Source organism: Kitasatospora sp. NPDC032757 (assembly GCF_055579305.1).
Map to the genome: position 1 here is coordinate 38,048 of NZ_JBVINN010000004.1, position 21,822 is coordinate 59,869.

The 21,822-nt window shown below is 72.5% G+C and carries 16 protein-coding genes; 8 read left to right on the forward strand and 8 right to left on the reverse strand.

Going from position 1 to position 21,822, the window contains the following annotated elements; genetic code table 11:
- Positions 1 to 33: 33 nt before the first annotated feature.
- Positions 34 to 1,614 (reverse strand): chitinase, encoded by a 1,581-nt coding sequence (locus ACZ5WK_RS07870; protein ID WP_465546036.1) that lies wholly within the window; start codon positions 1,612 to 1,614, stop codon positions 34 to 36.
- Positions 1,615 to 2,019: 405 nt separating this feature from the next.
- Between ACZ5WK_RS07870 and ACZ5WK_RS07875 the strand changes: the two genes are divergently transcribed.
- From ACZ5WK_RS07875 to ACZ5WK_RS07890, 4 genes are all read left to right on the forward strand, one after another.
- Positions 2,020 to 2,814 (forward strand): isoprenyl transferase, encoded by a 795-nt coding sequence (locus ACZ5WK_RS07875; protein ID WP_209417189.1) that lies wholly within the window; start codon positions 2,020 to 2,022, stop codon positions 2,812 to 2,814.
- A gap of 320 nt (positions 2,815 to 3,134) precedes the next feature.
- Entirely contained in the window at positions 3,135 to 4,469 is a 1,335-nt protein-coding gene (locus ACZ5WK_RS07880) for a PhoH family protein (RefSeq protein ID WP_396320617.1), read from the forward strand.
- A gap of 447 nt (positions 4,470 to 4,916) precedes the next feature.
- Complete coding sequence (locus ACZ5WK_RS07885; RefSeq protein ID WP_465546039.1) at positions 4,917 to 5,657, forward strand: aggregation-promoting factor C-terminal-like domain-containing protein; 741 nt, start codon at positions 4,917 to 4,919, stop codon at positions 5,655 to 5,657.
- A 474-nt stretch (positions 5,658 to 6,131) separates the two neighbouring features.
- The gene (locus ACZ5WK_RS07890) at positions 6,132 to 7,577 is read left to right on the forward strand and encodes an AI-2E family transporter (RefSeq protein WP_465546041.1); all 1,446 of its coding nucleotides are present in this window, start codon (positions 6,132 to 6,134) and stop codon (positions 7,575 to 7,577) included.
- Positions 7,578 to 7,796: 219 nt separating this feature from the next.
- Here ACZ5WK_RS07890 and ACZ5WK_RS07895 read toward each other — a convergent pair whose 3' ends face one another.
- Positions 7,797 to 8,339, reverse strand: a complete 543-nt coding sequence (locus tag ACZ5WK_RS07895) for an alkyl hydroperoxide reductase (protein ID WP_396320620.1) — start codon at positions 8,337 to 8,339, stop codon at positions 7,797 to 7,799.
- 5 nt (positions 8,340 to 8,344) lie between these two features.
- Entirely contained in the window at positions 8,345 to 8,896 is a 552-nt protein-coding gene (locus ACZ5WK_RS07900) for a peroxiredoxin (protein ID WP_148643114.1), read from the reverse strand.
- A 191-nt stretch (positions 8,897 to 9,087) separates the two neighbouring features.
- Between ACZ5WK_RS07900 and ACZ5WK_RS07905 the strand changes: the two genes are divergently transcribed.
- Positions 9,088 to 10,038, forward strand: a complete 951-nt coding sequence (locus tag ACZ5WK_RS07905; protein WP_465546044.1) for a LysR substrate-binding domain-containing protein — start codon at positions 9,088 to 9,090, stop codon at positions 10,036 to 10,038.
- Between the two features lie 9 nt (positions 10,039 to 10,047).
- Here the strand turns inward: ACZ5WK_RS07905 and ACZ5WK_RS07910 are convergent, their stop codons facing one another.
- Positions 10,048 to 10,674 carry a TetR/AcrR family transcriptional regulator gene (locus ACZ5WK_RS07910; protein WP_465546046.1) on the reverse strand — a complete coding sequence of 209 codons (627 nt, stop codon included), beginning with the start codon at positions 10,672 to 10,674 and terminating at the stop codon, positions 10,048 to 10,050.
- Between the two features lie 156 nt (positions 10,675 to 10,830).
- On the opposite strand from ACZ5WK_RS07910, the gene ACZ5WK_RS07915 reads away from it, so the two are divergent.
- The gene (locus ACZ5WK_RS07915) at positions 10,831 to 13,017 is read left to right on the forward strand and encodes an MMPL family transporter (RefSeq protein ID WP_465546048.1); all 2,187 of its coding nucleotides are present in this window, start codon (positions 10,831 to 10,833) and stop codon (positions 13,015 to 13,017) included.
- A 184-nt stretch (positions 13,018 to 13,201) separates the two neighbouring features.
- On the opposite strand, the gene ACZ5WK_RS07920 is transcribed toward ACZ5WK_RS07915, so the two are convergent.
- From ACZ5WK_RS07920 to ACZ5WK_RS07930, 3 genes are all read right to left on the reverse strand, one after another.
- Positions 13,202 to 15,040 carry a SpoIIE family protein phosphatase gene (locus ACZ5WK_RS07920; protein WP_465546050.1) on the reverse strand — a complete coding sequence of 613 codons (1,839 nt, stop codon included), beginning with the start codon at positions 15,038 to 15,040 and terminating at the stop codon, positions 13,202 to 13,204.
- A 56-nt stretch (positions 15,041 to 15,096) separates the two neighbouring features.
- Positions 15,097 to 15,873 carry a class I SAM-dependent methyltransferase gene (locus tag ACZ5WK_RS07925; protein WP_465546052.1) on the reverse strand — a complete coding sequence of 259 codons (777 nt, stop codon included), beginning with the start codon at positions 15,871 to 15,873 and terminating at the stop codon, positions 15,097 to 15,099.
- 583 nt (positions 15,874 to 16,456) lie between these two features.
- Positions 16,457 to 19,435, reverse strand: coding sequence for an AfsR/SARP family transcriptional regulator (locus ACZ5WK_RS07930; protein ID WP_465546054.1), 2,979 nt, complete (start codon positions 19,433 to 19,435; stop codon positions 16,457 to 16,459).
- Between the two features lie 220 nt (positions 19,436 to 19,655).
- On the opposite strand from ACZ5WK_RS07930, the gene ACZ5WK_RS07935 reads away from it, so the two are divergent.
- Positions 19,656 to 19,910: a hypothetical protein gene (locus ACZ5WK_RS07935; protein ID WP_465546056.1), complete on the forward strand. Its 255-nt coding sequence runs from the start codon at positions 19,656 to 19,658 to the stop codon at positions 19,908 to 19,910.
- A gap of 465 nt (positions 19,911 to 20,375) precedes the next feature.
- Here the strand turns inward: ACZ5WK_RS07935 and ACZ5WK_RS07940 are convergent, their stop codons facing one another.
- Positions 20,376 to 20,693 carry a hypothetical protein gene (locus tag ACZ5WK_RS07940; RefSeq protein WP_465546058.1) on the reverse strand — a complete coding sequence of 106 codons (318 nt, stop codon included), beginning with the start codon at positions 20,691 to 20,693 and terminating at the stop codon, positions 20,376 to 20,378.
- 258 nt (positions 20,694 to 20,951) lie between these two features.
- On the opposite strand from ACZ5WK_RS07940, the gene ACZ5WK_RS07945 reads away from it, so the two are divergent.
- Entirely contained in the window at positions 20,952 to 21,710 is a 759-nt protein-coding gene (locus ACZ5WK_RS07945; protein WP_465546060.1) for a GntR family transcriptional regulator, read from the forward strand.
- Positions 21,711 to 21,822 lie beyond the last annotated feature (112 nt).

Genomic DNA, 21,822 nt, shown 5'->3' on the forward strand with positions numbered 1-21,822 from the left:
CGCCGTGGGTCCGTCAGCGACGGACCCCGCCGGTTACGGCATCTGGTGGACGAACGGGCCGACCGCGTTGGAGAACGCGTTCCCGTTGTTGGCGTCCCAGTTGGTGGACCAGGTCATCGCGCCGCGGATGGTGGGCCACTTGGCCGGCGGGACGAAGCTGCCGCAGTTCTTGCCGGTGGCCAGGCAGTCCAGCGCGTTGTTCACCACGGTCGGCGAGACGTAGCCGCCGCCCGCCGCCTTGCTGGAGGCCGGGAGGCCGATGCCGACCTGGTCGGGCCGCAGACCGCCCTGGATGTGGGTGCAGACCTGCGAGGTGATGAAGTCGATCGTGCCCTGGTTGTAGACCTTGCCGTCGCAGCCGTTCATGCCGCCCGAGTTGTAGAACTGGGTGTTGACGACGGTCAGGATGTCCTTGGTGTTGAGCGCCAGCTGGAAGTAGGCGCCGGCGGTGCTGTACATCCCGATGGTCTCCGGGGCCATCGTCAGGATGAAGTTCGGGCCGACCTTGGCCTGCAGGCTGTGCAGCGCGTTGGCGAGGTAGGTCGCGTTGACGCCGTTCTCCAGGTCGACGTCGATGCCGTCGAAGCCGTAGTCCTTGATGATCGCGTAGGCGCTGTCCACGAACGCGGCCGCGGCGGTGGCGTCGTTGACGGTGATCGCGCCGTTCTGGCCGCCGATGGAGAGGATGACCTTCTTGCCGGCCGCCCGCTTGGCGTTCACGTCGGCGCGGAACTGCGCGTCGGTGTAGCCGCCGAGGGCCTTGGAGAGCGCCGGGTCGAGGGTGAAGCTGATCGCGCCGGCCCTGGTGGGCACGGCGTCGGCGAAGGAGACCGCGATGATGTCGTACGCGCTCTGGACGTCGCCGAGCTTCTGGACGGTCGCGCCGTTGTCGAAGTTGTGCCAGTAGCCGGTGACCACGTGCTTGGGCAGACCGGTGGCCGGCGGCGGGGTGCTGGTCGCGGTGGCCGTGGGGGTCGGCGTCGCGGTCTGGGTCGGGGTGGCGGTCGCCGTGGGGGTGGCGGTCGCGGTCGGCGAGGCGGTGGGGGTGGGCGTCGCGGTCGGGCTCGGGGTGGAGGTGCCGCCCGGGCCGTTCAGCACGACGTCGTCCGCGAGGTAGGCGCTCTGGCCGTACCAGCCGTGCACGTACAGCGTGATGCTGGTGACGTTGGCACCGGTGGTGAAGGTGGAGGAGAGCTGGTTCCAGCTGTTCTGGTTGGACCAGCTGCTCGGGTCGGTGCCGCCGGTGCCGCGCGCACCGAGGTAGACGTACGGGCCCTGGACCCAGGCGCTCAGGCTGTAGCCGGTGTTGGGCAGCACGCTGACGGTCTGGGTGCACTCGGCGGTGTCCGCGGCGCCCGGAGTGGCCTGGAGCGCGCCGTTGCCGGAGTGGACCGGGGTGGAGACGGTGGTCGCGGCGCCGGTGCACGACCAGCCGCTCAGCGAGCCGGAGTCGAAGCCGCCGTTGGCGACCAGGTTCCCGCCGGCCGCGCTGGCGCCGCCGGCGAAGAGGGCCAGGCCGCTGCCGGCCAGGGCGAGGGCGGTGGCGCCGGCGGCGAGGGCCGGAAGGGTGCTGCGCCCGCGCTTGTGCGCGGGCTGGTTCGGCGTACGGGCCATGGAGGTGGGCTCCTGGGGGAGGAGCGGCCGCCGCGGTGGGGGGCGCGGCGGCCGCGTGTGGGGGAGGGGAGGTCCGCAGTACTGCCTCGGGTGGGGCGGGGATTCGGTGCCTGTTCCGCCCTGGGTCAAAAGCTGGACTAGACCATTGCTGGTCGTCAAGCATCGATCGTCGGCTTACGGATTCCTTAAGGAATCGGATACCGTTCCGTAGCCGTCGCCCCGGCGGCTGTGCGGTGGGCCGGTGGGCGCCTTCCGGCCACCCCCGCCACACCGGTCGCAACAGACTCCGCACAGGACCGTGACCGGACCGCTACCTGCGGCTTTACCCACCGCGTCCGCGCGGGAGTAGGCTGCGCCGGGGGTTGTGACGTACCCCGGTGAAGAGTTACGGAGGGGCCGAAAGCCATGGGTCTGCGCGATGTCGTCGAACGCACGCCGGGTCTGCGCACCCTGCTGGACGGTATGTACGGCCTCTACGGGCGCCGGGTCGAGGTCCACCTCGCCCGCACCCCGCACCACATCGGCGTGATCCTCGACGGCAACCGCCGCTGGGCCAAGGCGACCGGCGGCTCCACCGCCTACGGCCACCAGCGCGGCGCCGACAAGATCAGCGAGTTCCTCGGCTGGTGCGACGAGACGCACGTCAAGGTCGTCACGCTCTGGATGCTCTCCACCGACAACCTCTCCCGGCCCGCCGACGAGCTGGTCCCGCTGCTCGGCATCATCGAGGACGCCGTCACCGGCCTGGCCGCCGCCCGCCGCTGGAAGGTCAACCCGGTCGGCGCGCTGGACCTGCTGCCCCAGCACACCGCGGACGTGCTCAAGAGGGCCGCCGAGGAGACCGCCGGGATCGAGGGGATCACCGTCAACGTGGCGGTCGGCTACGGCGGCCGGCACGAGATCGCCGACGCCGTCCGCTCGCTGCTCCAGGAGCACGCCGGGCGCGGCACCTCGATCGAGGAGCTGGCCGAGATCCTCGACGTCGAGCACATCGCCGAGCACCTCTACACCAAGGGCCAGCCCGACCCGGACCTCGTCATCCGCACCTCGGGCGAGCAGCGGCTGTCGGGCTTCCTGCTCTGGCAGAGCGCGCACAGCGAGTTCTACTTCTGCGAGGCGTACTGGCCGGCCTTCCGCAAGGTCGACTTCCTGCGGGCGCTGCGCGCGTACGAGGAGCGGCACCGGCGGATGGGGCTCTGACCCTGCGGGATTCCCGGGGGGAGTCACCGGGCCGAGCCGCGGGGCGCCGGGGGGCCGAGCGTGGGGAGCATCCGGGCCGAGCCGCGGGGCGCCGGGGGGAGTCACCGGGCCGAGCCGCGGGCGACCGCACCGTAGGAGCTGGCCTACCCGGGCCCGGGGCGAGGCCAAACGTTCACCGGCAATGATCCGTCAGTTCGCCGGGGACGCGAATGCACCGCCCCTCGCCTGGGAATACTCCCGTCAGACCGGCCCCGAGGCCACCGGGGCAGCGGGGGCCGGCTTGCCGCGGATGACGCAGGGTCATCCGCCCTGGAGGCCTAGTGGTCAGTTCCAAGAGCCGCCGGACACCAGACCGGCGCACGTACGTTCTCGACACCAGCGTGCTCCTGGCGGACCCGCTCGCCATGACCCGCTTCGAGGAGCACGAGGTCGTCCTGCCGGTGGTCGTGGTCACCGAGCTGGAGGCCAAGCGGCACCACCCGGAGCTGGGCTACTTCGCCCGCCAGGCGCTGCGACTGCTCGACGACTACCGGATCCGCTTCGGCCGGCTCGACGAGCCGATCCCGGTCGGCGAGCTCGGCGGCACCATCCGGGTCGAGCTCAACCACTCCGATCTGTCGATACTGCCGGTCGGCTACCGGGCCGGCGGCGGCGAGGCGGACGCCCGGATCCTGGCGGTCGCCCGCAACCTGCAGGCCGAGGGGTACGACGTCACCGTCGTCTCCAAGGACCTCCCGCTGCGGATCAAGGCCAGTTCGGTCGGCCTGCTCGCCGAGGAGTACCGGGCCGAGCTGGCGGTCACCTCGGGCTGGACGGGCATGTCCGAGCTGCACGTCCCGGCCGACGACGTGGACGCGCTGTTCGCGGCCGGCCATGACGCCGCGGTGGACATCGAGGGGGCCGCCGAGCTGCCCGTCCACACCGGACTGGTGCTCAGCTCCGAGCGCGGCCGGGCGCTGGGCCGGGTGACCGGCGACGGCAGGGTCCGGCTGGTGCGCGGGGAGCGCGAGGCGTTCGGCCTGCGCGGGCGCAGCGCCGAGCAGCGGGTCGCGCTGGACCTCCTGCTCGATCCGGAGGTGGGCATCGTCTCGATGGGCGGCCGGGCCGGCACCGGCAAGTCCGCGCTCGCCCTCTGCGCCGGGCTGGAGGCGGTGCTGGAGCGGAGGCAGCATCGCAAGGTGATGGTCTTCCGGCCGCTGTACGCGGTCGGCGGCCAGGAGCTCGGCTATCTGCCGGGCTCCGAGTCGGAGAAGATGAGCCCCTGGGCGCAGGCGGTCTTCGACACCCTCTCCGCCGTCACCACCCCGGACGTGATCGAGGAGGTCATCTCCCGGGGCATGCTGGAGGTCCTGCCGCTGACCCACATCCGCGGGCGTTCGCTGCACGACGCCTTCGTGATCGTGGACGAGGCGCAGTCGCTGGAGCGCAACGTCCTGCTGACGGTGCTGTCCCGGATCGGCCAGGGCTCGCGGGTGGTGCTCACCCACGACGTGGCGCAGCGGGACAACCTCCGGGTCGGCCGGTACGACGGTGTGGTGGCGGTGGTGGAGAAGCTGAAGGGGCATCCGCTGTTCGCGCACATCACGCTCACGCGTTCCGAGCGTTCGCCGATCGCGGCGCTGGTCACGGAGATGCTGGAGGACATCCACCCGTGATCCGCCTCGCAGGGTCATAGTCGGACAATACGGTCAATTTCGGGCGTGGGGCCCGCTCCTGACGGGGCGGGCCCCCGCCCCTTTCATCACATCGAGTGCTTTCTGTCCGGAGAACTCCGGTGCGGTGAATGTGAGATGCGCCACGCAACAGGGAATTGCGTCGACAGTGCCCGGTGCGGCATGGTGAGGGTTCTGTCAGGCCCCGCGTACGGCATGACAGGGCTTCCGGGCAACCGGTGGCCCCGTCCGGACGGTCCGCCAACTCCGGTGGGTGGACGCACAATTGAACACCGATGAGTCGTACGCCGCCCGATCTCAACGCCTGGTCGCCTCACGTCGGCCGGCGCCGGGTCAGTACCTCCCGTGACCAGCACCGTACGGAGGGCAGCGCCAAGGGGCATGTTGCGTCCGCACGGTCACGCGTGGGCGATGCTGGAAGGAAACCATGTGACTCGGATCTCGGTCCGGGGAGTTGCTGTGGCCTCCGCCACCGCCGTCACCGCCGTCGGTGCCGTCGTGGGTATGGCCTCGGGCAGCGAGGGCAAGACGACGCAGACGGTCGATGTCGCCGGCGCGACCCTGCTTGCCGAAGTCCCCTCTGGCGCCCAGGCGCAGACCATCAGCGACAACATCGGCACCCAGGCCTCCGCCCAGCAGGCCGCTGCCGACGCCGCCGCCAAGGCCGCTGCGGAGCAGAAGGCCGCCGAGGAAGCCGCGCGCCAGAAGGCCGCCGCCGACGCGCAGGCCAAGGCCGACGCGCAGGCCAAGGCCGACGCGGACAAGGCCGCCAAGGCGGCCGAGGAGAAGCGGAAGGCCGACGAGGCCGCCGCCAACCGCTCCAAGGCCCGCTCGGCGATGGCCGCCACCGACACGTCGGCCCCGCCGGTCTCGGTCAGCCCCGGTTCGGTCCAGGCGCTCGCCCAGCAGATCGTCGGCAGTGACGCGCAGTTCCAGTGCTTCAGCCAGATCGTGAAGCGCGAGAGCGGCTGGGACTACACGGCCACCAACAAGAGCTCCGGCGCCTACGGCCTGGTCCAGGCGCTGCCCGGCTCCAAGATGTCCTCGGCGGGCGCCGACTGGCGCACCAACCCGGCGACGCAGATCAAGTGGGGCCTGGACTACATGAACAGCCGCTACGGCAGCCCCTGTGGCGCCTGGTCGTTCTGGCAGTCGCACCACTGGTACTAGAAGAGCCGGTACCGAAACCGCTGTCCGACGCAGCCCCCGACCGCTCGACTCGCGGCCGGGGGCTGCGTCGCGTTCCCATGCCGGCCGGACCGGCCCGGGGGCGGGCCGCGCCGCCCGGGCTGCGCTGACCAGTGCGCTCGCGGGCGGTGCGGTCCTGGGTGCGGACGCGGGGCGCGGGAAGGGGTCCTGGTTGCTTCCTGCACCTGCCGGTCCGCCGACGGATGGCTCCGGTTCTCGTCCGGAGTCCTCCCCGCTGCCCGGCGCCTGAAACGCCCCGGATCAGGAGGTTTTGTCCTGGTACGGCGCCGAGGTACGCGGCCCGTCCGGCCGTTCGCCCCGGTACCGATCGCGGCCAACCCACCCGCCCGCCGGACTCGCCGGGCACCGGGCGGGTAGTTTCATTCCTGACGGCCGTGGCGGTACACGGCGTACCGCCGGGCACGGCGGCCCAGCGGGGGAGCGGTGGTAGCGAGAATGGCGCGGGGCGGGAAGGCCTTCAAGGCCATGGCCAAGGGCGCGGCCGTGGTGGCGAGCGCGGTCGCCGTGATCGAACGGCGCCGGCGTGCCGCGATCGCGGCCGACTTCCACGAGCCGCCGGTCGAGGTGGTGCCGCTGCCGGCACCGGCCGCGGTTCCGGCCGCTCGGCCGGCACCTCGCGAGGAGGCCGCGCCCTCGGCCCCGGCCGCCCCCGTGGCGCCGGCCGCACCCACCCCCGCACCGGTGCCCGCCCACGGCGCGTTCGGGCGCGAACTCCACCCCGGACGTCCCGCCACTCCGGCCGAGGCCGTGCCGTGGGGCCTGCGGGTGGCCGCCGAGTCGACCTGGCGGCTGCTGCTGCTCGGCGCCGCGCTCTACGTCGTCTTCATGGTCGTCGACATGCTGCGGCTGGTCGCCTTCGCCGCTCTGGCCTCGCTGCTGATCTCCGCGCTGCTGGAACCCAGCGTCTCCTGGCTGCGCCGGCACGGCGTGCCGCGCTCGCTGGCTGCCGGCGGGGTGTTCATGAGCGGCCTGGCCGGGATCGGGCTGGTCGGCTGGTTCGTGGTCTGGCAGGTGACCACCAACCTGTCCGACGTGACCAGCAAGGTCCAGGACGGTGTCGCCACCCTCCGGGACTGGCTGATCACCGGTCCGCTGCACCTGACCGAGCAGCAGATCAAGGACTTCGCCGACCAGATCACCAAGGCGATCAGCACCAACACCGATCAGATCACCTCGGTCGGCCTCACCGGCGCGCAGATCGCGGTCGAGGTGCTCACCACCGTCCTGCTCGCCTTCTTCACCACCTTCTTCCTCCTCTACGACGGCGAGCGGATCTGGAGCTGGGCGCTGCGCGGTCTGCCCCGGCACTCCCGTTACGCGATGGCCGGCGCCGGACCGAAGGCCTGGGCGACCCTCACCGCGTACGTCCGGGGCACCGTCTGCGTGGCCTTCATCGACGCGGTCTGCATCGGCATCGGCATCCAGCTGCTCGGCGTGCCGATGGCGCTGCCGCTCGCGGTGATCATCTTCCTGGGGGCCTTCGTCCCGCTGGTCGGCGCGCTGGTCACCGGGACGGTCGCGGTGCTGATCGCGCTGGTCACCACCTCGCCGTGGACCGCACTGATGGTGCTGGTGGTGCTGGTCGCCGTCCAGCAGCTCGAGGGCCACATCCTCCAGCCGCTCATCCTCGGCCGGGCCGTCCGCGTCCACCCGTTGGGCGTGGTCCTCGGCGTGGCCGCCGGCTCGATCATCGGCGGCATCGGCGGCGCCATCGTGGCCGTCCCGCTGATCGCGGTCACCAACACCGTGGTCACCCACCTGCGCCGCCGCAACGAGGCCGGCCAGGCCGTCTTCACCGCTCTCGAAGCCGCCCGCGAAGCCGCCGTCGCCCGGGCGGGCCACCCGGAGGCGCCGGCCCAGGCCGCCGCCGGCAAGCCCTAGCGAAAAGTGCCGGCGGTGAAGAGGCCGGCGAAGGGCGGCGCGACGACGGCGCCCACCAGAGCCGCCTGACCCGCCGCGGAGGCCTTCACGGCCCGGGCCCAGCGGCGGGCGGGCACGCCCGTCCGCCGGTCGGCGCCGGTGCGGTTGCGGCGCGAAACGCCGACGGGCCCCCGCCGGACGGTCGGTCCGGCAGGGGCCCGCTGGGTGCGGCGTGGGCCGTCAGACGGTGACGGCGGCCAGGGCGGCCTCGGAGTCGAGGACGCCGGCGACGGCCTGGAGGACGGCGGCGATCTTGATCGAGGTCTGGATGACCTCGCGCTCGACGCCGGCCTTGCGGAGCACGGCCTCGTGCGAGTCGAGGCACTGGCCGCAGCCGTTGATGGCGGAGACCGCGAAGCACCAGAGCTCGAAGTCGATCTTCTCGACGCCCGGAGTGCCGATGATGTTCATCCGCAGGCCGGCCCGCATGCTGCTGTACTCCTTGTCGGAGAGCAGGTGCGTGGTCCGGTAGTAGACGTTGTTCATCCCCATGATCGCGGCCGCGCCCTTGGCGGCGTTGTACGCCTCCGGGGAGAGGTTGGCCTTGGCCTCGGGCTCCAGCTCGCGCAGCACGGCGGCGCTGCGGGTGGCCATCGCGCAGGAGAGCACGGTGCCCCAGAGCTGCTGGGCGGGGAGGTCGGAGTTGCCGATGACCGCGCTCAGGTTGAGCTTGAGGTCCTTGGCGTAGTCCGGGAGGGCGGACTTCAGGTCGTCGAGAGCCATGATGGTCAGCCCGCCAGCAGGGCCTGGGCGTCGAGGGTGTCCTCGCCCTTGGTCCAGTTGCACGGGCACAGCTCGTCGGTCTGCAGGGCGTCGAGCACCCGCAGGACCTCCTTGGGGTTACGGCCGACGGAGCCGGCGGTCACCATGACGAACTGGATCTCGTTGTTCGGGTCGACGATGAACACCGCGCGCTGGGCGGTGCCGTCGGCGGCCTCGACGCCGCAGGCGCGCATCAGGTCGTGCTTGACGTCGGCCAGCATCGGGAACGGCAGGTCGCGCAGGTCCTTGTGGTCCTTGCGCCAGGCGTGGTGCACGAACTCGGAGTCGCCGGAGACGCCGAGGATCTGGGCGTCGCGGTCGGCGAACTCCTCGTTCAGCTTGCCGAACGCGGCGATCTCGGTCGGGCAGACGAAGGTGAAGTCCATCGGCCAGAAGAAGACGATCTTCCACTTGCCCTCGTAGGACTTGTGGTTGATCTCGGCGAAGGCGTTCGCGGCGTCCAGGTCGACGCAGGCGTTGAGTTCGAACTCGGGGAACTTGTCACCGATCGTGAGCACGTTCGCTTCTCCTGAAGTGAGACTGAGGGGAGTTTGTCCGGATTGCGGACACGTCCCACGATTCCACATCGTGGACTGATCAGGGAAATAGCTAGACTCGATGTGTCTGATCGGAGAGACCTATCAATACCCCCACGCCTCCCTCCCGCCCCACGCCCCGCAGGCCCGCCGCCCGCAAACCCGAGACGCCTGTGGCAAGCGCCACAGTCCGCAGCCCCCGCCCGCCGACGGTCGCCCAGCTCAGGGCTTTCGTCGCGGTGGCCGAGCACCGGCACTTCCGGGAGGCGGCGGCGGCCAGCGGGACCAGTCAGCCCGCCCTGTCGGGTGCGGTCGCGGCGCTGGAGGAGTCGTTGGGCGCGCAGCTGGTCGAGCGTACGACGCGGAAGGTGATTATCACCCCGCTGGGGGAGCGCGTGCTCGACCATGCGCGCCGGGTACTCGCCTCCGTGCAGGCGCTCACCGAGGAGGTCGACGCCGCCCGCCGGCCGTTCACCGGGCCGCTGCACCTGGGCGTCATCCCGACCGTCGCCCCGTACCTGCTGCCCGACGTACTGCGGCTGGTCCGCGACCGGTATCCGGATCTGGAGCTGCACGTGCACGAGGAGCGCACGCCCTCGCTGCTGGAGGGTCTGGCCGGCGGGCGGCTCGACGTCCTGCTGCTCGCGCTGCCGGCCGGAGGGGGCTCGCCGACCCGGGACATCCCGCTGTTCGACGAGGACTTCGTCCTGGTCACCGCGCCCGACCACCCGCTCGCCGGGCGGACCGGCGTCCCGCGGGACGTGCTGCTCGACCTGGACGTGCTGCTGCTGGAGGAGGGTCACTGCCTGCGCGACCAGGCCCTCGACATCTGCCGCGAGGTCGGCGCCGACGCGGCCGGCTCCACCACCCGGGCGGCCGGCCTCTCCACCCTGGTCCAGCTGGTCGCCGGGGGGCTCGGCGTCACCCTGCTGCCCGCCACCGCGCTGGACGTCGAGGCGGGCCGCACCGACCGGCTGGCCGCCGTCCGCTTCGCCGCGCCCGCGCCCGGCCGCCGGATCGGGCTCGCCACCCGGCCGGGCTCGGCCCGCAGTGCCGAGTACGACCGGTTCGCCGCTTCGCTGCGCGAGGTGCTGGCGGAGCTGCCGGTCCGGATCGTCGAGTAGCCGGCGGCGTCAGCCGGTCCGGGCCGGCGCGCCCAGGCAGAGGCCGACCGTACCGGCGACCAGCAGGTCCAGGGCCCGCAGTGCCTCCTCGTCGGGCTCCACGTGGCCGGGCCGGAAGACCAGATGGCGGCCGCACAGGCCGTCGAAGCCCGCCAGGAACTGGATGGCGATGTCGTGCGCGGGCAGGGCCAGCGTCAGGCCGTGCGCATCGGCGAGGGCGGTGAGCATGTCCGCCGCGATCCGCTCGGTCTCGGCCTGGAGTCCGCGGATGATCTCCCTCAGCTCCGGGTCGCGCATCGCCAGCGTCTCGACCTCGGCCAGCAGGATGCACCGGCCCGGTTCGGCGACGGTGCTGGTCCAGAGCGCGTGCACCAGCGTCCGCACCTGTTCCCCGAACGGTCCGTCGCCCGGGGAGGCGGCGTGCACCTGGTCGATGAAGTCGGCCATCAGCTGCTCGACCACGGCCCGGTAGAGGTCCTTCTTGGTGCCGAAGGTGTAGTGCACCGTCGCCTGCGCGACGCCCAGCTCGGCCGCGATGGCCCGGGTGCTGCCGGCGGCGACGCCCTCGCGGGTCATGAGGTCGATCGCGGCCCGGATCAGCTGCGGGCGTCGTTCGGAGGCGGGGACATGGGCCATTGAGCCAGGGTATCGCCATGGTCAAGCAACCTGGTCGGCCGAATTGGTCGTTCGCTCCTGTCGGTCGACTTTGTCAGGTGAACAACTTGCGCGTACCGTGGGCCGGGACCTGTTCAGGCACCTGCCTGCCCGACCGATCAGACCGAGGGGTCACCCATGGCCACGTACCTCTACCGACTGGGCCGCTACTGCTTCCGGCGAAGGCGGGCCGTGCTGGCCGTCTGGATCGCGGTGCTGATCGCGGTCGGCGGAGCCGCCGGGGCGTTCGCCGGCAAGACCAGCGACGAGTTCAAGGTGCCGGGCACCGAGGCGCAGAGCACCCTGGACCGGATCAAGGACACCTTCCCCGCGCAGGGCCACGGCTCCGCTCAGGTGGTGTTCGCCGCCCCCGGCCCCGGCGGTATCGCCGCACCGGAGGCGGCCAAGGCCGTCACCGAGGCGGTCGGCCGGATCGCCACCGCCCCCGGCGTCTCCGCCGCGCCCGACCCCTACGCCACCGGCGCGGTCTCACCGGACGGCAAGGTCGCGATCGCGCTGGTCTCCTTCGACCGCAAGCTCGGCGACATCACCGAGCAGCAACGCGACGCGGTGAAGGCGGCCGCCGAACCGGCCCGCGCGGCCGGGCTGACGGTGGCCTTCGGCGGCGACGCGTACAACAAGATGGCGCAGGTCGACGGCGGCGAGGCGGTCGGGCTCGCGGTGGCCGGGGTGGTGCTGGTGATCACCCTGGGCTCGCTGGTCGCCGCCGGGCTGCCGCTGCTGACCGCCCTGGTCGGCATCGGCGTGGCGATGGCCGGGCTGCTGGCGCTCTCCGGCTCGTTCGAGATCATCAGCACCGCGCCGGTGCTGGCGCTGATGGTCGGCCTGGCCGTCGGAATCGACTACGCGCTGTTCATCCTCTCCCGGCACCGCCGCCACCTCGCCGAGGGGCTGGAGCCGGGCGAGGCCGCCGCCCGCGCCAATGCGACGGCCGGCAGCGCGGTGGTCTTCGCCGGCCTGACCGTGGTGGTCGCCCTGGCCGGGCTCGCCGTCGCCGACGTGCCGTTCCTGACCGTGATGGGCCTGGCCGCCTCGGGCGCCGTCGTGGTGGCGGTGCTCGTCGCGGTCACCCTGCTGCCCGCACTGCTCGGCTTCGCCGGCCGCGCCATCGACCGGCTGCCGGTCCGGCGACGGGCGCCCGAGCCCTCCGGCCGGCCGACCCTGGGCGAGCGCTGGGCGACCTTCGTGGTGCGCCGCCCGCTGGCCGTGCTGCTCGCCGGCTTGACCGCACTGATCGCCCTCGCGGTGCCCGCGGCGAGCCTCAGCCTGGGACTGCCCGGCGGCGGCTCGCAGGCCGCCGGCACCGACGCCCGCAAGGCGTACGACCTGATCAGCGACGGCTTCGGCCCCGGCTTCAACGCGCCGCTGGTGGTGGTCGTCGACGCGAAGGGCGCCGAGCGGCCGGAGCAGGCGGTGCAGGGTGTGGCGGAGAAGCTGTCCTCGCTGAAGGGCGTGCAGACGCTGCTGCCCCCGGCCGTCGACCGGCCCAGCCGGACGACGCTGCTGACCGTCATCCCGCAGACCGGCCCGGACCACGCCGACACCAAGCGGCTGGTCAACGAGATCCGCGACCAGCGCGACGGGCTGCAGGCCGCGACCGGCGCGCGGATCGACGTCACCGGCACCACGGCCGCCAACATCGACGTCTCCGCCAAGCTCGGCGACGCGCTGCCGCCGTTCGTCGCGGTGATCGTCGGCATCGCGGTGGTGCTGCTGGCGCTGGCCTTCCGCTCGATCCTGGTGCCGCTGAAGGCCGTGGCCGGCTTCCTGCTCAGCATCACCGCCTCGCTCGGCGCCGTGGTCGCCGTCTACCAGTGGGGCTGGCTGGACGGGGTGATCGACGTGCCCAAGGTCGGCCCGGTGGTGAGCTTCGTGCCGATCCTGCTGATCGGGGTGCTGTTCGGGCTGGCGATGGACTACGAGCTCTTCCTGGTCTCCGGGATGAAGGAGCACCACGCGCACGGCATGGCGCCGCGGGACGCGGTGGTCGCCGGGGTGAAGAACGGCGCGCGGGTGGTCACGGCGGCGGCGCTGATCATGGTGTCGGTGTTCGGCAGCTTCGTCTTCGGCCACGACCCGATCGTGCAGCCCATCGGCTTCGCGCTGGCGGTGGGCGTACTGGTCGACGCCTTCGTGGTGCGGATGGCGCTGGTGCCTGCCGCGATGGCGCTGTTCGGCCGGGCGGCCTGGTGGTTCCCGAAGAGCCTGGAGAAGGTGGTGCCGCGGGTGGACATGGAGGGCGAGCAGCTGATGGCCCGGCTGTCGGAGCCGGCCGAGCCCACGAAGGTGCCCGAGCGGGTCTGACCCCGGCGCGCCACCGCCTCACCTCACGACCGCGGCTCCCGGCGGCCTCGCCGGGAGCCGTGGTCGCGTCGCGCCTCGGCGGTTGTTCCATGCGACGCCACGCCGCGCCAAGCCACGGCGGCCGCGCCCAGCACGACGGCCGCTGCGCTCACGGCACCCGCGCCCGCCACGGCGCCCGCCGCCCTCAGGGCAGCCGTTGCTCGAACCAGACCACCTTGCCCGTGCCCAGCCGGGTGGCGCCCCAGCGCTCGGCGCAGCGGGCCACTATCTGCAGTCCGCGCCCGCGTTCGTCCTCCGGCCCGGTCCGGCGCGGCCGCGGCAGCAGCGGGCTGTCGTCCCCGACCTCGCAGCGCAGCCGGGTGGTGCGGACCAGGCTCAGGGTGACCGGCCGGGTGGCGTGCTGGACGGCGTTGGTGACCAGCTCGCTGACCATCAACTCGGTTGCCTCGCTGAGCTCTTCGAGCCCCCAGCGGCGCAGCGTGTGGGCGGCCAGCCGACGCGCTCGCCCCGGGGTCTCGTTGCGCGGCTGGAGGTACCAGTGCGCGACGTCCCCGGCCGGGATGCCGTCGAAGCAGGCGGCGAGCAGCGCGATGTCGTCGCCGCGGTCGCCCGGCGGCAGGATCCGCAGCGCCTCCTGGCAGAGCTGCTCGGGGGCCTGCGGGTGCGCGCTGGCGAGCCGGGCGCGGAGCAGTTCCAGCCCGTCGCTGAGCGGGCGGCTGCGGGTCTCCACCAGGCCGTCGGTGAAGAGCAGCAGCGCGGAGCCGGGCGGCGCGGGCAGCTCGACGGAGGAGAAGTCGACCCCGCCGACGCCGATCGGCGCGCCCGAGTCCAGTTCCAGCAGCTCGGCGGTGCCGTCCGGCCGGACCAGCACCGGCGGCACGTGCCCGGCGTTGGCGAGCACCACCCGGTTGGCGATCGGGTCGTAGACCGCGTACACGCAGGTGGCCAGGTGCTGTTCGCGGCCGAGCCGCTGGGCCTGCTCGTCCAGGTGGTACAGCACCTCGTGCGGCGGCAGGTCGAGGGCGGCCAGGGTCTGGGCGCTGGTGCGGAGCTGGCCCATGATGGCGGCCGAGGTGAGCGAGTGGCCCATCACGTCGCCGACGATCAGCGCCACCCGGTTGCCGGGCAGCGGTACCGCGTCGTACCAGTCGCCGCCGACCTGGGCGCCGCGCTCGCCGGGCAGGTAGCGCTGGGAGAGCCGGACGCCGTGCGACTGGGGGAGGCGCAACGGCAGCATGCTGCGCTGGAGTTCGTTGGCTATCTCCCACTCGCGGGCGTATCGCAGGGCGGTGTCGACGGCCAGGCCGGCCTGGGTGGCGAGGTGGGCGGCGGTCGCGGTGTCGGCGGGGTCGAAGCCGGGGCGGCCGGTCTTCTCGGGCGGCCGCCGGATCAGCACCAGCAGGCCCAGGACGGCCTTGCGCCCGCGCAGCGGCAGGGCGAGCACGGAGCTTCCCGCGCCGAGGCGGGCCAGCCCGCGGGCGCCGTACAGCTCGCGCAGCAGCTCGGTGGTCCGCTCGGTGGCGCGGTCGGCGGGCCCGTCGGGCCCGCGCTCCGCGCCGAGGACGGCTGCCTCGGCGGGGCGCCGGCTGAGCAGGATGTGTGCGAGCGCGCCGCCGCGGATGACCGGGGTGGCCGGCCCGGTGTCGGCCGTGGAGCGCGAACCGTACCGGGTGCCGTGCCGCGAGCCGCGGTGGTCGTCGCCGGTGGTGGGCCGGCCGCGGCGGCCCAGCCGTGTGCCCAGGCTGTGGTGGATCCGCAGCTCGTCGGGGAACCCGGGCTCGCGCTCGACGTTGGGCAGCGGGTCGCGCAGGTGGACGACGGCGGCGTCGGCGAGGGTCGGCACCAGCACCCGGCAGATGTTGCGCAGCGTCGCGGCCAGGTCGAGGGCGCTGTTGATCCGTCGGGTGGCGGAGTCGATGTAGGTGAGGCGCTCGGCGACCTCGCCGGCCGGAAGAGGCGGCGGACGGCGCTGGCCCGGAAGGGCAGGCGGCTGTCCGGCCTCGGGTTTGAGCTGGTCGCGCACGGCTGCCTGTCCTGGGGAGTGGTGTGGGGAGCTGGTCTTTCCGGGGCGAACTGGTCTCAGCCGACGCGTCGACAGCACAGGAACAGTTGCTCCTCCGGCGGCAGCGAGGTGCTGGCCGGAGCGTACGAGTACCCCGACCGATCCTCGACGGCGAACCCGGACTCCACCAGAACCCGTTCCAGATCCTCCCTCAGATACCCGCTGATCCGCAGCTCCCGTCCGAGGAACGGGAGTGGAACGTGATCCAGGTCGGCCTCGACCATGCCGAGCGCCAGCAGCCCGCCGGGCCGCAGGAGCTCGCGCAGCCGGGTGAGCACGACGGGGATCTCGTCCTGGGGGAGCAGGATGAGGGAGAAGAAGGCGGTGACGGCGGCGAAACCGCCCCGCCCGCCGGGGCCGAGCGCGGGGAGGTTCCAGGCCTGGCCCGCCCGGTCGGTGGCCAGGTCGTACATGTCGATGCGGTGGAAGACGGGGGCGTACGGCGCGAGCGGCCCGCGGCGGGCCCCCTCGCGGGCCAGTGTCAGCATCACGTCCGAGAGGTCCACGCCGGTGACGCGCATCCCGGCGGTGGTCAGCTGCCGGACGGTCGGGTCGCCGGTGCCGCAGCCGACGTCCAGCACGGCGGCACCCGGTTCGAGCTGCGCCAGCAGCCGGCGCCCGCAGGCGAGCTGCCCGCCCTTGGCCGGGAACGCCTCGCCGTACCCGGCGCCGATGGTGTCGAAGGCGACGGCCTGCAGGGCGCGCTCGGCGCGGCGGCGCAGGACGTCGGGCTCGTCCCCGCCGTCCGCGTCCTCGTCGAGGGGGAACGGGTCGGATATCTGTCCGGTCGTCACGATTGAGAGGCACCTTTCCACCCGGGCCTCCGGTCGGCTGTACTCGGCGTACGAGGCCGGGCCGCCGTTCGTCCCGGCGCCCGTGCTGCCTCGCCGGCCCGCTGCCGGTGGCGGTACGTCACGCTCCCCGCGTCACACTGACTGCACTCAGACACGCTGCACAGAGACACTCTGCACCGTGGGAGCACCGCCGCGCTGCCGTTTCCGGATGCTCGACCGGACAAGTGCACTCGTGTGTACTGGCATCTGAGAATATGCGTGATCACTCCGCCATGGGGTCCGTTTCCGGCCAACTCGCGACAGTTGGGCGCTGTGACCCGGGTTGCGGAAGCACGAGGTCGCGGCCCGGGGTGGTGCGGCCGGTGCCCGCGCGCCGCACGGCGCGTCGGCTCTGCGCGTCTGACCTGGGGTTTTCCGCCTCCCGGCGCCGACAAGCCGACGTTTATCGAACGTCAATCGGTCCGGTGCACAGTGGAATCCAGCGCCGGGGAAGCGTTGAGGGTGCTCCCGCAGCCGGGGGGCTGCGGGGGCACCAACGCTGACGGGGGAGACTCCGCGGGGGACACGGGGGAGTGGCGGAGGTCTACGGCGCGGGGGGAGAGAGGGGCTCGGTGTGCTGCTGGGAGATGAGGTCCGCCACGGGGGAGGCCTCCGGCACACCGAGCCGCGTGAAGATCGCGTGGGCCTCCTGCAGACACGCGAGGCCACGGGCCGGCTGGGCGAGGCCGAGCAACGCCTCGCCCAGCGCGGCATTGGCGAGGCCCTGGCAGTAGGCCCCGTCGATTTCCTGGGCGATGGCCAGCGACACACCTGCCGCCTCCGCCGCCTCCGCGATCCGCTCGCTCGCCAGCAGACTCACCGACAGCCGGGCGAGCGCATAGCCCTCGCGCAGCCGGTTCTGCTGGGACTGGTAGAGGGCGTGTGCCTCGCGCAGATGCTCCACCGCCTCGGCCGGTGACCCGGTCGAGGACAGGACCACGCCGAGCTGGTAGAGGGTGTCCGCGAGACAGGGACCGTTGGCGGAACGCCGGGCGGTGACCGCTGCTTCCTCCACCGATCTGACCGCGGCCTCACTCTGACCGGCGTTGAGCTGGGCACGGGCGATGTTGCCGAGCAGCCTGGCCTCGCCGATGGGGAAGCCGATGACCCGGCTGATCGCGAGGGCCTGTTCGAAGAACGGCAAGGCCTCGGACGCGCGGTTGGAGACGCTGAGGACGATTCCGAGGATGTTGGCCACCATCGAACGCAGCACGGAGACGTCGTTCGCACCCTGCAGATCCAGACTCGCCCGCAGCGAGTGCTCGGCGCCCTGGAAGTTGTTGGCGAAGTACTCCAGCGTCCCCAGGGCGAAATGGACCCGGGCCAGGGCCTGGGTGTCGCCGTGCGACCTGGCGTTGGAGTTGGCGGTCTCCAGCAGGCGGCGCGTCCGCGGGCCGTGCGTCGGGTCCTCGACAATGCTGTTGAGCGCAATCAGCAGGTCGAGAGCGGGCCGCAGAAGCCTGGACGGCCCGTTGACGGCGGCCTCCACCGTGCTGAGCATCATGCCGACCTCGGTGCGCAGCCACTGCTGAGCCGTCGCGCCGGTCGTCAGGGCGAGACCGGGCGTCTTCAGACCGTCGAGCGGCTCGGGCAACTGGTCGTCCGGCTCGATGGCCTGGGCCGCATTGCGCATGGTCGGCAGGACGTGCTCCAGCAGCCGGAGCACGGCCCGCTCCTGCTCGGCCACGTCGGCCGACTTCTCGTTCTGCCGCTGGGCGTAGAGCCGCAGCAGGTCGTGATACCGGTAGCGGCCAGGGGTGAAGCATTCGAGCATGTTCGCTTCGACCAGCGACTCCGCCAGGTGCTCGGCGTACGTCTGGTCCTCCCCGAGGAGCGCGGCCACCGCGTCGAGCGGGAGATCCGGGGTGTCCACGACGGAGAGCAGACGGAACGCGCGGGCCTCGTCGGGCCGGAGCTGGCCGTAGCCGAGGCCGATGGTCGTCTCGACCGCGAGATTGCCTAGCTGCAGCTCGTCGAGCCGGCGCCGTTGGTCCGCTAACCGCCGGGCGAGGTCGGAGACGCTCCACCTCGGTCGGCTGGCGAGCCGTGCCGCTGCGATGCGGACCGCGAGCGGAAGGAAGCCGCAGGATGTGACGACGGCCAGTGCCGCTTCCGGTTCGGCGGCAACACGCTGTTCGCCCACGATGGCGGAGAAGAGCGCCAGGGCCTCCCGCGGAGTCATCTCCTCGACGTCGACCAGGTGGGCACCCGGGATTCCGGCGAGCCGGGAGCGGCTGGTGGCGAGCACGGCGCAGCCGGAGACGCCCGGGATCAGCGGCATCAGCTGCTCCGCGTCCTGCGCGTTGTCCAGCAGGATCAGCATGCGTCGGCCGGCCAGCAGGGACCGGTAGAGCGCTGCACGCTGCTCCAGCGAATCGGGCAGTTCGGTCGCGCCCATGGCGTGCAGGAAGTCGCCGAGCACGACAGCGGGGTCCGCAGGCGACGCGCCGGCGCCCCGCAGGTCGACGTACAGCTGGCCATCCGGGTAGTCGGACCGCACGCTGTGTGCCACGTGCACGGCCAGGGTGGTCTTGCCCACGCCACCGATGCCGGCCAGCGAGGTGACCACGACGGCCTGGCCTGTCCCACTGCACAGGGTGGCGCGCAACTCATGGACGAGCGCGGCTCGTCCGCTGAAGTCCGAGACGTCGGCCGGGAGCTGTGCCGGGGCCGGGACGGACACGGCGGCGTCGTCCTGGTGCCGGGCCTGCGGCCGCTTGGGAAGGGGCGGCGTCAGCGAGGGGTCCCCGGCGAGGATCCGGGCGTGCATGGCCGAGAGGCCGGCGCCGGGCTCGACACCGAGCTCATCGATCAGGAGCTTCCGTGTGTCCGTGTAGACGCCGAGCGCCTCGGCCTGGCGGCCACAGCGGTAGAGCGCGAGCATCAGCAGTTCGCGAAGCCGCTCCCGGAGCGGATGTTCGGCGGTGAGCGAGGTCAGCTCGGAGACGACCTCGGTGTGCAGGCCGATCTCCAGGGCGGAGGCGCAGCACTCCTCCCACACCGAGACGTGACGCTCGGCCAGGCGGACCCGCTGGGTGTCGGCATAGGGCCCCGGCATTCCGGCGAGGGCCCGGCCGCTCCACAGGTCCAACGCGGACACCAACAGGCGGTGGGCCTCGAACAGCTCGCCCTCGGTCCTGGCCGTGGCGGCCTGCGAAACCGTGCTCTCGAAGACCGAGAGGTCGAGCGCTTCGGGCGGGATTCGCAGGGCGTAGCCGTCTGTCACCGAAATGAGGATCTCCGCAGGTGCGCGAACCTCACGATGCGGTTCGATGACCGCCCGGAGACGGGACACGTAGGTGCGCAACGCGGCGATGGCCTGTGGCGGGGGGCGGTCCCCCCAGAGGCCGTCGACCAGATCCTGTGTCGCGACCGGACGGCCCTGCTGGAGCAGGAGCGAGGTGAGCACCGCTTGCTGCTGCGGGGAGCCCAGCGCGAGCGGCTGCGAGCCGCGCCATGCCTGCACCGGACCGAGCACCCGGAAGCGCAGCGCTGAACTGTGCGGCGTTTCCTGAGGCTCCATGAATTCCCCCGATGACCTGTGGCGGTGCCTTGCACGTACAAGGCGTTCGGCGGTCCCGCTGCGGTCGCATCAGCTTAGGCGGACGGCTGCAAACGCCGGAGATCAGGACCAGCGTCGCGGTGTTTATAGGACATTTAACGGCTCCTACGATACTGTCCCGGCGCCTAGGTCGAGTCGGTCGGGCGCGAGTAGATCCCGATGACCTGAAAGGCAGCCAGCCATGGCCGAGATTGAGCCCACCAACGCCGCGACCCCGTCGGCCGACACGAAGACCGCCGAGGCTGCGGCGACGAAGACGGCCGACGCCCAGGTTGTCGCCGAGGCCGCGGGTGAGGTGGCCGGGTACATCATCCCCGCGGACGAGAAGCACGAGGACCCGCAGGAGCCTTTCGGCGGCGAGGTCACCGAGCCCGAGCACGCGGACGGCAAGCCGGGCGAGACCGTCCCGCTCGGCGCGATCAACGCGCACCCGTAGTCCCGGCCACGCCGGCGCCCGCCCCTCACCCCCCGCTCCACGCGGGGTGGGGGGCGGGCTGCTGTCCCCGTACCTCCGCTGGGGCGGGAGGCTCATCGGCTCGTCCGGGGACGGGCCGGACGGCCGCGTGCTTGTTCGGGCCGCCATGGATCGGGCACACCTCAGACTGCTCACACGCGCAATGCGCGGATGACGGGCGCCGGAATTCGTATGCTCCGGGCGGTACGCGTGGGTGGCCGCGGTTCTGGGAAGTTCCCGCTTGCGGTCGCGGTCAATCGGGCGTGATTCGTCAGAAACATCGACTTCATCCCCAGAGATATCCGGTTGACCGGATTCTGGCGAATGATCACCAATGGCCTCGGAGGCCGGAAGGCTGGTGGTCAGGCCGAGTCGTCGTCCCTGCCGGTTCTGCCCTTGGCGGGCGGAGCGGCGGTCGTCGGGCATGGCGCCACAGCCGCCCCCGCGTCACGCCACCTGGCCCTCGTTGAGGCGGGAGTCCCGGTTGCGGGCGGCGAGCCGGGCGTGCAGGCGGGCGTGGTCGTCCGCCGCCGGGGCCCGGGCCGGGGCCGGGTCGGGGTCTGCGGGGTCTGCGGGGGGCTCGGCGGGCGCCGGGGAGACGTGGTCGGGCCGGGTGGTCCACTCGCGGCCGCCGCCCGGGGGGCGCAGGTAGAGCTCGCCGCCGAGGGTGTCCATGTAGATGCCGGTGCGGCCGGTCCTGGCGTCGAGGACGAGTTCACCTGTATGCGGCCGGTAGGCCGCGGCGTTGCGCTTACGGGTGCTCACCGCAGTGCTCCTTGCTCTGGCACGGGCGCGGCGGTGGATGCGCCGGCCCTGGTCGCTGTCGGTGCTCGTGTTCTGCTCGGCGACTACCCAGCATCTCTAGAGAAGCTAATATCTCTAGAGATGTCAACGCCCTGACCGGTCTGACCGTCTGACCGGTCGGACCGGCGTACTGGCGCGTACCGGCGTACTGGCGCGTAGCGGCTTACCGGCGCCCCCCGGGCGCGCCTACGATTTCTGGCGAGGAAGAGGGAGCGAGCGATGGTCGGCAGCAGTGGCGGGAAACAGCCCAAGTACCAGCGGATCGCCGACACGCTCAAGGCGGCCATCGACGCCGGCGAGTACCACGCCGGCGACCGCCTGCCCGGCGAGAACGACCTCATGGACGCGTACGGCGTCGCCCGCATGACGGCCCGTCAGGCGCTCGGCGTGCTGCAGAGCGAGGGCATCGCGGAGGCCCGGAAGGGCGCCGGGGTGTTCGTCCGGGACTTCCGGCCGCTGCGGCGGCGCGGGATCCAGCGCCTCGCCCAGGGGCAGTGGGGGTCCGGCCGGTCGATATGGTCCGCGGACATCGACAACCGGACGCTGGTCGTCGACCAGGTCTCGGTCACCGAGCAGGCCGCGCCGGACCATGTGGCGCGGGTCCTGGGGGTCGACCCCGGGGCGCCGATGTGCGTGCGCCACAGACGCTTCGTGCTGGACGGCAAGCCGGTGCTGCTCTCCACCTCCTACCTGCCGGCCGGGCTCGTCGCCGGGACGGCCATCACCCGCGAGGACACCGGCCCGGGCGGTACCTACGCGCGTCTGGCGGAGATCGGCGCCAAGCCGGTGCACTTCCGTGAGGAGGTCCGCTCCCGGATGCCCAGTGCCGAGGAGAGCACCCGGCTGGAGCTGTCGACGGGCACGCCGGTCATCCTCATCTGCCGGACGGCCTTCGCCGACGAGGGCCAGGTCGTCGAGCTGAACGAGATGACCCTCGACGCCGCCTCCTACGTCCTGGAGTACGACTTCGACGCGTGAGACCGACGGCCGGCGTCTGGCCGGGTACGGGTGCCAGTGGCCGGCCGAATCGGCCTGCCCGACGGAACCGCCCCGGTCGCGGGCGGGCGACCGGGGCGGCAGGTGTCGGAAC